The 11,423-nt window shown below is 73.8% G+C and carries 15 protein-coding genes; 14 read left to right on the top strand and 1 reads right to left on the bottom strand.

The window, feature by feature from the left end; genetic code table 11:
• Positions 1 to 265: 265 nt before the first annotated feature.
• The 3 genes from GXW76_RS05850 to GXW76_RS05840 are packed head-to-tail and all read left to right on the top strand — an operon-like array spanning position 266 to position 2,123.
• Positions 266 to 1,390 carry a flagellar basal body P-ring protein FlgI gene (locus GXW76_RS05850; protein WP_408904307.1) on the top strand — a complete coding sequence of 375 codons (1,125 nt, stop codon included), beginning with the start codon at positions 266 to 268 and terminating at the stop codon, positions 1,388 to 1,390.
• Positions 1,390 to 1,725, top strand: coding sequence for a rod-binding protein (locus tag GXW76_RS05845; protein WP_211861050.1), 336 nt, complete (start codon positions 1,390 to 1,392; stop codon positions 1,723 to 1,725). Before GXW76_RS05850 ends, GXW76_RS05845 begins: the two co-directional genes overlap by 1 nt.
• The gene (locus tag GXW76_RS05840; protein WP_211861049.1) at positions 1,722 to 2,123 is read left to right on the top strand and encodes a hypothetical protein; all 402 of its coding nucleotides are present in this window, start codon (positions 1,722 to 1,724) and stop codon (positions 2,121 to 2,123) included. Before GXW76_RS05845 ends, GXW76_RS05840 begins: the two co-directional genes overlap by 4 nt.
• Positions 2,124 to 2,138: 15 nt before the next feature.
• On the opposite strand, the gene GXW76_RS05835 is transcribed toward GXW76_RS05840, so the two are convergent.
• Positions 2,139 to 3,419 carry a hypothetical protein gene (locus GXW76_RS05835; RefSeq protein WP_211861048.1) on the bottom strand — a complete coding sequence of 427 codons (1,281 nt, stop codon included), beginning with the start codon at positions 3,417 to 3,419 and terminating at the stop codon, positions 2,139 to 2,141.
• An 83-nt stretch (positions 3,420 to 3,502) separates the two neighbouring features.
• On the opposite strand from GXW76_RS05835, the gene GXW76_RS05830 reads away from it, so the two are divergent.
• The 11 genes from GXW76_RS05830 (at position 3,503) to otnC (ending at position 11,387) form a co-directional block, all read left to right on the top strand.
• Positions 3,503 to 4,030: a hypothetical protein gene (locus GXW76_RS05830; protein WP_211861047.1), complete on the top strand. Its 528-nt coding sequence runs from the start codon at positions 3,503 to 3,505 to the stop codon at positions 4,028 to 4,030.
• Positions 4,027 to 4,542, top strand: a complete 516-nt coding sequence (locus GXW76_RS05825) for a hypothetical protein (RefSeq protein ID WP_211861046.1) — start codon at positions 4,027 to 4,029, stop codon at positions 4,540 to 4,542. Before GXW76_RS05830 ends, GXW76_RS05825 begins: the two co-directional genes overlap by 4 nt.
• A gap of 40 nt (positions 4,543 to 4,582) precedes the next feature.
• Positions 4,583 to 5,359 (top strand): RibD family protein, encoded by a 777-nt coding sequence (locus tag GXW76_RS05820; protein WP_211861045.1) that lies wholly within the window; start codon positions 4,583 to 4,585, stop codon positions 5,357 to 5,359.
• Positions 5,356 to 6,336 (top strand): zinc-dependent alcohol dehydrogenase, encoded by a 981-nt coding sequence (locus GXW76_RS05815; protein WP_211861044.1) that lies wholly within the window; start codon positions 5,356 to 5,358, stop codon positions 6,334 to 6,336. The genes GXW76_RS05820 and GXW76_RS05815 overlap by 4 nt, the downstream gene beginning before the upstream one ends.
• Positions 6,337 to 6,463: 127 nt before the next feature.
• Positions 6,464 to 6,622, top strand: coding sequence for a hypothetical protein (locus tag GXW76_RS05810; protein WP_211861043.1), 159 nt, complete (start codon positions 6,464 to 6,466; stop codon positions 6,620 to 6,622).
• A gap of 48 nt (positions 6,623 to 6,670) precedes the next feature.
• Positions 6,671 to 7,075 carry a 6-pyruvoyl trahydropterin synthase family protein gene (locus tag GXW76_RS05805; protein WP_211861042.1) on the top strand — a complete coding sequence of 135 codons (405 nt, stop codon included), beginning with the start codon at positions 6,671 to 6,673 and terminating at the stop codon, positions 7,073 to 7,075.
• A complete protein-coding gene (locus tag GXW76_RS05800; RefSeq protein WP_211861041.1) occupies positions 7,072 to 8,118 on the top strand; it encodes a glycosyltransferase family 4 protein in 1,047 nt (348 codons plus the stop codon). The genes GXW76_RS05805 and GXW76_RS05800 overlap by 4 nt, the downstream gene beginning before the upstream one ends.
• Positions 8,118 to 8,990 (top strand): class I SAM-dependent methyltransferase, encoded by an 873-nt coding sequence (locus GXW76_RS05795; RefSeq protein ID WP_211861040.1) that lies wholly within the window; start codon positions 8,118 to 8,120, stop codon positions 8,988 to 8,990. The genes GXW76_RS05800 and GXW76_RS05795 overlap by 1 nt, the downstream gene beginning before the upstream one ends.
• Positions 8,991 to 9,003: 13 nt before the next feature.
• Positions 9,004 to 9,489 carry a cupin domain-containing protein gene (locus tag GXW76_RS05790; RefSeq protein WP_211861039.1) on the top strand — a complete coding sequence of 162 codons (486 nt, stop codon included), beginning with the start codon at positions 9,004 to 9,006 and terminating at the stop codon, positions 9,487 to 9,489.
• A 13-nt stretch (positions 9,490 to 9,502) separates the two neighbouring features.
• Positions 9,503 to 10,762: a 3-oxo-tetronate kinase gene (otnK, locus tag GXW76_RS05785; RefSeq protein WP_211861038.1), complete on the top strand. Its 1,260-nt coding sequence runs from the start codon at positions 9,503 to 9,505 to the stop codon at positions 10,760 to 10,762.
• Complete coding sequence (otnC, locus tag GXW76_RS05780; RefSeq protein WP_211861037.1) at positions 10,755 to 11,387, top strand: 3-oxo-tetronate 4-phosphate decarboxylase; 633 nt, start codon at positions 10,755 to 10,757, stop codon at positions 11,385 to 11,387. Before otnK ends, otnC begins: the two co-directional genes overlap by 8 nt.
• Positions 11,388 to 11,423 lie beyond the last annotated feature (36 nt).

Genomic DNA, 11,423 nt, shown 5'->3' with positions numbered 1-11,423 from the left:
AACCCGCCTCCCGCGCCGCGCGCCCCCCGCCCCGCCCGCGCCGCCGCGCCCGCCCCGACGCCGCGAATGCCCACCATGCGTCCCCTCCTTCCCCAGTCCCGGCACATCCCGCCGGTCACCCGGCAGGACTTGCCGCCCCGCGGCCCCCGCGCCGGGCCGAAACCCTGGCACGCGGTTTGCGCTGTCTGCCCTGCCCCACCGGCAGACCGGCGGAAGGGCACCCCTGGCAACCGCGCCGCGCCCTGCGGCGCGCGGGAGACGCATCTTGGCGCGCAATGCTTACGCGACGACGAAGAGGCTGGCTGCGGCGCTGCTGGTCGCCTTCGGCCTGGTGCTGCCGGCGGCGGCGCAGCAGGTCCGGATCAAGGACATCGCCGATGTCGAGGGCGTGCGCGACAACCAGCTCGTCGGCTACGGCCTGATGGTCGGGCTGAACGGCACCGGGGACCGGCTGCGCTCGGCGGCGTTCACCCGACAGTCGCTGGTCGGCATGCTGGAACGCCTCGGCGTCAACACCCGCGACAATGAGCGCCAGCTCGACACCCGCAACGTCGCCGCGGTGATGGTCACGGCCAACCTGCCGCCCTTCGCGCGGCCGGGCAGCCGGATCGACATCGCCGTCTCGGCCCTGGGCGACGCCACCAACCTGACCGGCGGCACGCTGCTGGTCACTCCGCTGCTCGGCGCGGACGGGGAGGTCTATGCCGTCGCCCAGGGCGCCGTCGCGACCGGCGCGATCAGCGTCCGCGGGGCGGGGGCGAGCGTGACACGCGGCGTGCCGACATCCGGCCGCATCGCGAATGGCGCGATCGTAGAGCGGGAGGTGCCCTTCACCCTCGCCAGCCGTGACCGCGTGCGGCTTTCCCTGCGCAACCCGGACCTGACCACGGCACGGCGCATCGCCGAGGCGATCAACCGCGCCATGCGCGGGGACCTCGCCGCCGCGACCGATTCCCGCACGGTGTCGGTCAGCCTCGGCGGGCGCAGCCCGGTCGCCTTCCTCAGCCAGGTCGAGCAACTGCGCGTCACCCCCGACCAGGTCGCCCGCGTCGTGATCGACGAGGCCTCGGGCACCATCGTCATGGGGTCCAATGTGCGCGTCTCCACCGTCGCCATCGCGCAGGGGAACCTGACGATCCGCGTGACGGAGACGCCGCAGGTCAGCCAGCCGAACCCGCTCGCCGGCGGGGAGACGGTCGTGGTCCCGCGCACCAGCGTGGAGGTGGACGACCAGCAGGACCGCCGCATGGGCGTGCTGCCGCAGTCCGTCACCTTGCAGGACCTGGTGCGCGGGCTGAACAGCCTCGGCGTCGGCCCGCGCGACCTCATCACCATCCTCCAGGCGATCAAGGCATCGGGCGCGTTGCAGGCCGAACTGGAGGTGCGCTGATGGACGCCCCTGCCCTGCCGCCGGTCCAGCCCCGGACCCTGGCCGCCCCCGCCGCCACGGGCAACGAGGCCGCCATGCGCCGCGCCGCCCGCGAATTCGAGGCGCAGGCCCTCGCCATGCTGATGCAGCCGATCTTCTCCACCGCGGATTTCTCCCGCAGCCGCTTCGGCGGCGGCGCGGCGGAGGCCCAGTGGCAGCCCATGCTGGTCGAGGCCTACGCCAAGGCCGCGACCCGCGCCGGGGCCGGGCTCGGCCTGGCCGACACCGTGCTGCGCGAGATGAACCGCATCCGCGCCGCCGCCACCCCCGCCAATACGGAAGGGACCACCCCATGATCGACACCCTGATCCTGGCCGGACAGCGCCTGGCCGAGGCGCTGCGCGCGGAGAACGAGGCGCTTGCCGCGCTCGACCTGCCGCGCGCGGCGAACCTCGCCAACGGCAAGATCGCCGCCTCGGACGCCTTCGCCGCAGCCTATGCCGCGCAGGCGAAGCACGGCGCGGCGCCCGAGGGCCCGGTGCGGGAGGCCGCCGCCATCCTCGCCCGCCGGCTCGAGGAACTCGGCAGGGAGAACCGCCGCCTGCTGGAACGCGCCGTCGCGCTGCAATCCCGCGTCATCGAGACCATCGCCGGCGCCGCCCTGCCGAAGCCGGGCGTGCAGGGCTACGCGCCGGCGGGCTATCGGCAAGGGAGCGGGCGGGCGCCGGCGCTGGCGCTTTCGGCCCGCGCCTGAACCGCGGGGCGGGCCTCAGCCTCCGTCCACCGCCGCGAGCACCGCGTCGAGCGGGTCGAGCGCCGCGACGCGCAGGATCTCGCGGGCGAAGACCTCGCGGTTGTGGGCGCTGGCGGCCCGCAGGCGCCGCATCTCGGCCTCGGTGAAGCCGGGTGGCCGCGCGAGGAAGCGCGCCACCGACACCCGCGCCGCTGCGAAGCGGTCCTCGGGCGCGGCCACTGCGTCGTAGCCGTGGTCCACCAGGTCGTCGAGCATGTCGAAGCCCAGCGCCGCAAGCGCCGCCACCGTCCCCAGGTTGCCGAAGACAATGATGGGCAGGCCGGTGGCAAGCGCCTTCAGCGTCTTCTCCGTCCAGCGGCCGAGGCCGGGCGACGCCATCTCCGTCTCGGTCACGATGAAGAGTTCGGCTGCAGCCACCTCCTGCTCCGGCAGGCTGTAGACACGTTCGAAGGCGTTGGCGAAGCCGTCGGTGTCGCCGCCGAGGTGAAGCCCTTCCTCCAGCAGCGCCGCCACCCGCGCCACCGCCGCCTCGTCGCCGCGGGAGAGGCGCCTGACCGCATTGAGCAGGATCGGCCGCGCCGACACGTCCGTCACCGGCCGTCGCGTCGAGAAGGAAAGGTGGCCCGGCTCCGGGCGCTCCATCAGCCAGGTCGCGAGCAGCGCCCGGTGCGGCCGCAGCATGTAGTTCAGGCAGATCCAGCGATACCGCCGCGGGCCGGGCGCGAGGGCGAAGCCGAAAGGCCAGCAGACCGGGCGCGGCTGCGCCCCGGCGAGCCGCCGCCACAGGCCGAAGCCGAAGGCATCCGCCGTCAGGACCCGCATCGGCGCGATGCCCTGCTCGGCGCAGTATGATCGGTAGTAGGGCGCGATGTCGCGGTTCTGCTGCAGCCATCCGGCGCGGGAGGGCGGCAGCCCCGCCCGTTCCAGCGCGCCATGCATGGCCTGCACGTGCCGCAGGGAGAAGGGGCGCCCCTCGGTCGATGTGTCGAAGGCCACGAACCCCTCCCCCGCGCGCAACCGGGCGAGCACGGGTTCCGGAAGGTCCAGCAGCTCCTCGCTCCCGAGTTCCGGGCGCTCGAGCAGGCGGAGCTGCGCATGGGTCGCGACGAGCGGCGCGGCGCCCGGCGGCGGCGAGATGCCAAGCCGCCGGATGAGCGGCTGCAGCGCAGAGAACAGCGGCCCGATCCCGGCCTTGGTGGGCGCCACCAGGTCCAGCCGCGCCAGCGCAGCGACCCGCGCAGCGAGATCCGCCTGCGCCTCGGTGGCCTCGGCGGCGGGCGGATGCGCCTTCATCATCGCCGCACCCTAACCCGGCGCGCGCGCCGGCATCCAGGCCCCGCCACCTTGCCCGCCGGTCGCCGCCGGCGCAGCCTGCGCGCGTGATAACCCTGATTCGCCGACATGCCAGCCTGGTGGTGATAGCCGCCATCGGGGCCACCGCCGCGGCCGTGCTCTGGCGGCGCGACGGCACCGCCGCGGTCGGCGCGGCGCTGGTCCATGCCTGGGACCTGTTCCTCTTCATCGCGCCCTCGCTGCTCGCGGGGCTCCTGCTGGCCGCGGCGCTGCGGCAGCTGATGTCGCCCGGTGGGCTGGCGCGCTGGATGGGGGCCGAGAGCGGCTGGTTCGGCCTGGCGGTGGCGATGCTGGCCGGCGCGCTGACACCGGGCGGGCCGATGGCGGCCTTTCCGCTCGTGCTGGTGCTGGCGGGCGCGGGGGCGGATCGCGGCGCGCTGGTGGCCTATATCCTCTCCTGGGCGCTGAACGGGTTCCAGAAGCTGCTGGTCTATGAGGTCCCGCTGCTCGGGCCGGACTTCGCCATCATGCGCACGCTCATCACCCTGCCCATGCCGATGCTGGCGGGCTGGATCGCACGGCGGCTGCCGATCGCCTGGGAAGCACCGAAGTGACCGCGGGACAGGCCTTCCTCTGGGTGCTGGCGCTGATCGCGTTCGGCTTCTGCCTGCGACGCGGGCCGGCGGCCGGTCACCGCGCGGTGGCCGATGCCGGGCGCAACCTGCTGAAGATCCTGCCGATGTTCGCCGTCGCCCTGCCGATGGCGGCCTTCCTCGCCGAACTGGTGCCGGCGGATGCGGCGAGCGGCTGGATCGGGCCCGAATCCGGGCTGGCGGGCATCGCCATCGCCTCCTTCGCGGGCGGCCTCATGCCGGGCGGGCCCTTCGTGACCTTCCCGCTGGTGCTGACCTTCGCCAAGGCCGGCGCGGGGGTGGCGCAGATGTCGGCGCTGATCACCGGCTGGTCGATCTTCGCCATCCACCGCATCGTCACCTGGGAATACCCGGTGCTGGGCTGGCGCTTCGTGATGCTCAGGCTGATCTCGGGCCTGCCCCTGCCGATCGCGGCGGGGCTGATCGCGGACGCGGTGCTGCAGGTCCTGCCCATCACCCTCGGTCGTCCCTGATGCTGGCGCCGCCCTGCCGCATCGGGCATGAGGCGCCACGATGAACGCGAGTGACTGCGACACGGACTGGATCGCGCTGCTCGCCGCGCGAGACGGCGCGCCGCCGGCCGGCATCCATTCGCCGCTCTTCGGTCCGGTGCTGGCGCCGCCTTCGGCGCCTGACGGCTGCCGGGTGGTCGGGCGGCTGGCGCAGACGCTCGACGGGCGCATCGCAACGGCCACCGGCAGCAGCCAGTGGATCGGCGGGCCGGGCGACATGCTGCACACCCATCGCCTGCGCGCGCTGTGCCACGCCGTGGTGATCGGCGCCGGCACGGTGCGCCACGACGATCCGCGCCTGACCACGCGCGAGGTGCCGGGCCCCAACCCGGTGCGCGTGGTGATCGACACCGACCGCCGCCTCTCCGCCGACTACCGCGTGTTCCGCGAGGACCCGCCGACGCTGCTCGCCTGCGCGGAGGACGCGCGCGGCGGCGACCGCCACGGCACGGCGGAGGTGCTGCGCCTGCCGCGCTCCCCCGCCGGCGGCATCGAACCGGAGGCGCTGCTGAGGGCGCTCGCCGCGCGCGGCCTGACGCGGGTCTTCGTCGAGGGCGGCGGCCTGACTGTTTCCCGCTTCCTCGCCGCCGGCTGCCTGGACCGGTTGCATGTGACGGTGGCGCCGGTGCTGCTCGGTTCCGGCATCCCGGCCTTCACCCTGCCGGAAGTGCCGCGCATCGCCGATGGGCTGCGCTTTTCCTGGCATGTCCATGAGATCCCGCCTGACATCCTGCTCGACATCGAGTTGTGCCGCATGAAGCCGGGGATGGCGTCGTGACGGCGGCGCGCGCGCTCTGGACCGTCGCGCCCGGCCGCTGCGAGATCCGCGAGGAAACCCTGCCTCCGCGCGCCGCGGAACAGGCGCTGGTGCGCACGCTTGCCACCGGCATCTCGCGCGGGACGGAGCGGCTGGTGCTCGCCGGCCGCGTGCCGGAAAGCCAACGCGCCGCCATGCGCGCGCCGCTCCAGCAGGGCGATTTCCCCTTCCCCGTGAAGTACGGCTATGCCGCCGTCGGCGTGGTCGAGGACGGGCCGGAACCGCTGCGCGGCCGCCGCGTCTTCTGCCTGCATCCGCACCAGGACCGCTTCCTCGCCCCGGCCGCCATGTGCATCCCGGTGCCGGACGGCGTCCCCGACGCCCGCGCCGTCCTCGCCGCCAACATGGAGACGGCGGTGAACGTGCTGTGGGATGCGCGCCCGCTCGCCGGCGAGCGGGCGCTGGTGATCGGCGCCGGCGTCGTCGGGCTGCTGGTGGCGTCCCTGCTCGCGCGCATGCCTGGCATGGAGGTGGCGGTCTGCGACATCGACGCCCGCCGGCGCGCGGCGGCAGAGGCCCTCGGCGCCCGCTTCTGCGCGCCGGAGGACGCGCCAGGCGACCGCGACCTCATCGTCCACGCCAGCGCCGACCCGTCCGGGCTGCGCCGCGCGCTGGACGTCTGCGCCTTCGAGGGCCGCATCGTCGAAGCGTCCTGGTTCGGCACGCGGGAAGCGACGCTGCCGCTCGGCGAGGCCTTCCATGCGAAGCGCCTGTCCATCGTCTCCACCCAGGTGGGCGCGGTGGCCCCGGCCATGCGCGGCCGTCGCACCCATGCGGAGCGGATGGCGCTCGCGCTCTCGCTGCTGGCCGATGCGCGGCTCGATGCGCTGGTCGGCCCGGCGACGCGCTTCGAGGACCTGCCGGACGCCATGCCCCGCCTGCTGGACCCATCGCCGGGCGAGCCCGCGCCGCTCTGCCCGCTCGTCACGTACAGGTGACGCCGCCGGGCGCTTGCCCGGCACGGGCAGCGCCCCACATGCCAGACGAGCGGCGCCGCCACCGGCAGCCCGCCGATCGCGCCTCCCCCGCCGCGCGCCGCGGCCTGCCTGCGGGCAGGAGAGCACCATGTACATCCCCTACACCCACCATGTCGCACCGGCCGAGATGGCCCACGTCACCGCGGCGTTCCGCCATGGCCTGATGTTCGGCGTCCTGCGCTGGGTGCTCACCGCCGCCTTCGCCGTCGCGGTGATCGGGCTGGTGGTCGCGCGCCTTCTCGCCTGATCCGCCGGCGCGGGTGACGCGCGACGGGCCCGCCGCTACAACGGCGGCATGTACAGCCTGACCGTCGTCGACCACGTGATGATCGCCCATTCCTTCCGCGGGGAGGAATTCGGGCCGGCGCAGCGCCTGCACGGCGCCACCTTCGTGGTGGAGGCGGAATTCCGCGCGCCGAAACTCGACCACCTGAACCTGCTGGTGGACATCGCCGCGGCGAAGGTCGAGTTGCGGAAGATCCTCGACGGCTTCGACTACCGGAACCTCGACGCCGAGCCGCAGTTCGCCGGCCAGAACACCACCACCGAGTTCCTTTGCGCGCATATCCACCGGCTGCTCTCCGCCGCGCTGGCGGAAGGCCGCCTCGGCGAGGGCGGGCGCGCGGTTTCGGGCCTCAAGGTGCTGCTGCGCGAAAGCCATGTCGCCTGGGCTGCCTATGAAGGGGCGCCCGCGGCTTGAGCATCCATCTCCTCGTCCCCGGCCCCTTCGACGCCATCTCGGGCGGCTACATCTACGACCGGCGCATGGTCGAGGGGCTGCGCGCCCTCGGCGAGACGGTCGAGGTCGTGGAACTGCCCGGCCTGCACCCCGCGCCGGACGAGGCCGCGGAGGCCGGCGCCCGCGCCGCGTTCGCCGCGCTGCCGGCCGATGCGCGCATCGTCATCGACGGCCTCGGCCTGCCCGCCTTCCTGCCGCTGGCGCAGGACCTCTCCGCGCGGAAGGCGGTGGCGCTGATCCATCATCCGACGGCGCTCGAGCACGGCTTCCCCGAGGCCGCGCGCACCGTGCTGAAGGCCAAGGAACGCGCGCTCTTCACCGCATGCGGGCGGCTGGTATGCACCTCCCCGATGACCGCCCGCCGCCTGCCGGAGGAATTCGGCGCCGACCCCGCGCGCATCGGCGTGGTCGAGCCGGGGACCGAGCCGGCCCCGCGCGCCGTCGGCTCGGGCGGCGAGGCCTGCGCCATCCTCTCGGTCGGCACGCTCGTGCCGCGCAAGGGGCATGACGTGCTGCTGCGCGCGCTCGCGCGCCTGACCGACCTGGAATGGAGCCTGACCATCGCCGGCGACGACCGCCGCGACCCGCCGCACGCCCGCGGATTGCACGCGCTGGCCGAGGAACTCGGCATCGCCGCCCGCGTCACCTTCGCGGGCGAGGTCACGGGCGAGGCGCTGGAGGCGCTCTATCACCACGCCGACCTCTTCGCGCTCGCGACACGCTGGGAGGGCTACGGCATGGCCGCGGCCGAGGCGATGGCACGCGGCCTGCCGCTCGCCGTCACCGCCGGCGGCGCGATCGCCGAGGTGGTGGCGCCGGGGTCGGCCATCGTCTCCCCGGTCGATGACGCGATGTCGCTCTCGAAGGGGATGCGCCGGCCGATCTTCGATGCCTCGCTGCGCGCCGCGATGGCCGAGGCCTCCTGGCAGGGTGGGCAGCGCCTGCCGCGCTGGGCGGACCGCGCCGCGGCCTTCCGCGCCGAACTCGACAAGGCCAGCGCCTGATGGCGGAGGAATTCGACGGCGACTGGCTCGACCTGCGCGAGCCCTACGACGCCGCGGCACGCAATGCGGAACTGGCGGCGATGCTCGCCGCCGCCCTGCCCGCCCGGCCGCGCATCCTCGACCTCGGTGCCGGCACGGGGAGCCTGCTGCGCTGGCTCGGCCACTTCATCGGCCGCGCCCAGGCCTGGACGCTGGTGGATGCCGACGCCGAACTGGCCGACCGCGCCTTCGACACCATCGCCGAGCGCGCCGATGCCGTCGGCTGGACCGCGACCTTCCCGAGCCGCAGGACCTTGCTCGTCCACGCCCCTGGCGGCGCGTGGCGGGTGGAAGGCCTCGTCGCCGACCTCGCGGAAGCCCCGGACAACCTGCCGCTCGACAAGGTGGACGCGGTGGTGAGCACGGCGCTCTGCGACCTCGTCTCGCGGGACTGGATCGAGCAGCTCGCAGCCGCCTGCGCGGCGCGCCGCCTGCCCTTCTACGCCGCGCTGAACGTGACGGGGCGGGAGCGCTTCATGCCCCCGCACCCGGCCGATGCCCTGGTGGCGCGCGGCTTCCGCCGTGACCAGCGGCGCGACAAGGGCTTCGGCGGCGTGGCGCTCGGCCCCGCCGCGCCGGCCGCGATCGCGGAGACCTTCGCCGCGCATGGCTACACCGTGCACCGCGCGCCGTCGGACTGGATCGTCGATCGCCGCGCGCGCCTCTTCGCGCGGGAGATCGCGACCGGCCACGGCGCGGCCGCGCTCGCCTGGGAACGCCGCGAGGCCGCGGCGATCGAGGACTGGATCGACACCCGCCGCGCCCAGGCGGTGGACGGGATGCTCTCCATCCGCATCGGCCACCAGGACCTGCTCGCCCTGCCGCCAATCTAGAAGGAAGGCCGCCATGTCCGACGCGAAGCCACCCATCGCCGTCGTCGCCGCCGCGATGCCGCCGCGTGCCCGGCCCTCGGGTTATCCGAAGGACCTGGTCGGGAAGATCGGCGGACGGGTGAAGACCGTGCTCGGCGACGTCTTCGGCCTGAAGAATTTCGGCGTGAACCTGACGCGGCTCCCGCCCGGTTCCGCCTCCGCCCTGCGCCACGCACACGAGAAGCAGGACGAGTTCGTCTACATCCTCGAAGGCGAATGCGTGCTGGTGACGAATGCCGGCGAGACGCCGATGAAGCCCGGCATGTGCGCCGGCTTCCGCGCCGGCACCGGGGACGCGCACCACCTGGTCAACCGCGGCGCGGCGGAATGCGTCTATCTCGAAGTCGGCGACCGCACGCTCTTCGAGAAGGTGGAATACCCCGACGACGACCTGATGATCCTGCCCGGCCCTGACGGCAAGAGCGTCTATTACCGCAAGGACGGAACGCCCCTTTTCTGAAGGAGGGCCACGCATGCCCCTGCTCCTCGGCTGCATTGCCGACGATTTCACCGGCGCCACGGACCTCGCCAACACGCTGGTGAAGGGCGGCATGTCGGCCGTCCAGGTGATCGGCGTGCCGGACGGGCCGCTGCCCGAGGCCGATGCCGTCATCATCGCGCTCAAGATCCGCACCGCGCCGGTGGCGGAGGCCGTCGGACAGTCCCTCGCCGCCTGCGACGCGCTGACCGGGGCGGGCGCCAGGCAACTCTTCTGGAAATACTGCTCCACCTTCGACAGCACCGACCAGGGCAACATCGGCCCGGTCGCGGATGCGCTGCTGAAGCGGCTCGGCGCGGGCTTCGCCATCGCCTGCCCCGCCTTCCCGACCAATGGGCGGACGATCTACCTCGGCCACCTGTTTGTCGGCGGCGCGCTGCTCAGCGAGAGCGGGATGGAGCACCACCCCCTCACCCCCATGACGGACGCCAACCTGGTGCGCGTGCTGGCGCGCCAGGCCGAGGGCGGGGTCGGCCTGGTGCCCTTCGGCGCGGTCGAACTGGGTGCGGTCGAGATCAGGAAGCAGATGACGCGGCTCTCGGAATCCGGCCGCCGCTACGCCATCGTGGACGCGGTGACGGATGAGCACCTGGTGGCGATCGGCGAGGCGGTCGCACCGCATGCGCTGGTGACGGGCGGGTCCGGCGTGGCGATGGGCCTGCCCGAGAACTTCCGCCGCGCCGGCCTGCTGCCCGAGCGCAGCGACGCCGATGCGCTGCCGCCGATGCAGGGCGCGGCGGCGGTGGTCGCCGGGTCCTGTTCGCGCGCAACGCTCGGGCAGATCGGGCTGGCGCGGAACCACGTGCCGGTGCTGGAACTCGATCCGCTCGCGACGCCGGACGCCGCCGCGCTCGCCGCGCAGGCGCTGGGCTGGGTCGATGGGAAACTCGAAGCGGCGCGCCCCGTCGTGATCGCCGCCAGCGCGACGCCGGAGAAGGTCGCCGCGCTGCAATCCCGCCTCGGCCGCGACGCCGCGGGCGCGCTGGTGGAGGAGGCCATCGCCACCATCGCCGAGGGCCTCGTCGCCCGCGGCGTCGGGCGACTGGTGGTCGCGGGCGGGGAGACCTCCGGCGCCGTGGTGACGCGCCTCGGCGTCACCAGCCTACGCATCGGGCCGGAGATCGACCCCGGCGTGCCCTGGACCTTCGCGGAGCCGCGCGGAATCCACCTCGCGCTGAAATCCGGCAATTTCGGCGCGCGCGACTTCTTCCTGAAGGCGTTCAGCCATGAATGAGGCCGCGCTGCGCGAGCAACTGGCGATGCTGGGCGCCTCGCTGTTCCAGCGGGGCTATTCGGTCGGGACGGCGGGGAACATCTCGGTGCGCCTACCCGACGGCTACCTGATGACGCCGACGAATTCCTGCCTCGGGCGTCTCGACCCTGCGCGGATCAGCAGGCTCGACGCGGCGTGGAACCATGTCGGCGGCGACAAGCCGTCCAAGGAAGTCTTCATGCACCGTGCCGTGCTGTCCGCGCGGCCGGATGCGGGGGCGGTGGTGCACCTGCATTCCACCCATGCGACCGCCGTCGGCTGCCTCGCGCAACCCGGCGAGACCGCGCCCATTCCTCCGCTGACGCCCTACTTCGTCATGCGCGTCGGCCGCACCCTGCCGGTCATCCGCTACTACCGGCCCGGCGATGCGGCGATGGAGGCCGAGATCCACGAGGCCGCGAAGGGCGCGAAGGCGGTGCTGCTCGCGAACCACGGCCCGGTCGTCAGCGGCAAGACCCTGGCGGATGCGGTGCACGCGGCGGAGGAACTCGAGGAATCCGCCCGCCTCGCCCTGCTGCTGCGCGGCGCCAATCCCCGCCTGCTGACGCCGACGCAGGTGGACGACCTGCTTTCGACCTTCGGCTGATGCGAATCATGGTCGCCGGCCCCTGTACCCCGGCCG

This window comes from Neoroseomonas soli, from assembly GCF_018129065.1.
GTDB classification, from domain to species: Bacteria; Pseudomonadota; Alphaproteobacteria; order Acetobacterales; family Acetobacteraceae; genus Neoroseomonas; species Neoroseomonas soli.
The sequence above is the reverse complement of the archived record's forward strand: the minus strand, read 5'-3'. Positions and strand labels throughout refer to the sequence as shown.

Coding starts and splice junctions, on each gene's coding strand:
- GXW76_RS05795 (WP_211861040.1), top strand. CDS start 8,118: ATGGCGGAGGAATTCGACGGCGACTGGCTCGACCTGCGCGAGCCCTAC.
- GXW76_RS05810 (WP_211861043.1), top strand. CDS start 6,464: ATGTACATCCCCTACACCCACCATGTCGCACCGGCCGAGATGGCCCAC.
- GXW76_RS05820 (WP_211861045.1), top strand. CDS start 4,583: ATGAACGCGAGTGACTGCGACACGGACTGGATCGCGCTGCTCGCCGCG.
- otnK (WP_211861038.1), top strand. CDS start 9,503: ATGCCCCTGCTCCTCGGCTGCATTGCCGACGATTTCACCGGCGCCACG.
- GXW76_RS05805 (WP_211861042.1), top strand. CDS start 6,671: ATGTACAGCCTGACCGTCGTCGACCACGTGATGATCGCCCATTCCTTC.
- GXW76_RS05835 (WP_211861048.1), bottom strand. CDS start 3,419: ATGATGAAGGCGCATCCGCCCGCCGCCGAGGCCACCGAGGCGCAGGCG.
- otnC (WP_211861037.1), top strand. CDS start 10,755: ATGAATGAGGCCGCGCTGCGCGAGCAACTGGCGATGCTGGGCGCCTCG.
- GXW76_RS05840 (WP_211861049.1), top strand. CDS start 1,722: ATGATCGACACCCTGATCCTGGCCGGACAGCGCCTGGCCGAGGCGCTG.
- GXW76_RS05790 (WP_211861039.1), top strand. CDS start 9,004: ATGTCCGACGCGAAGCCACCCATCGCCGTCGTCGCCGCCGCGATGCCG.
- GXW76_RS05845 (WP_211861050.1), top strand. CDS start 1,390: ATGGACGCCCCTGCCCTGCCGCCGGTCCAGCCCCGGACCCTGGCCGCC.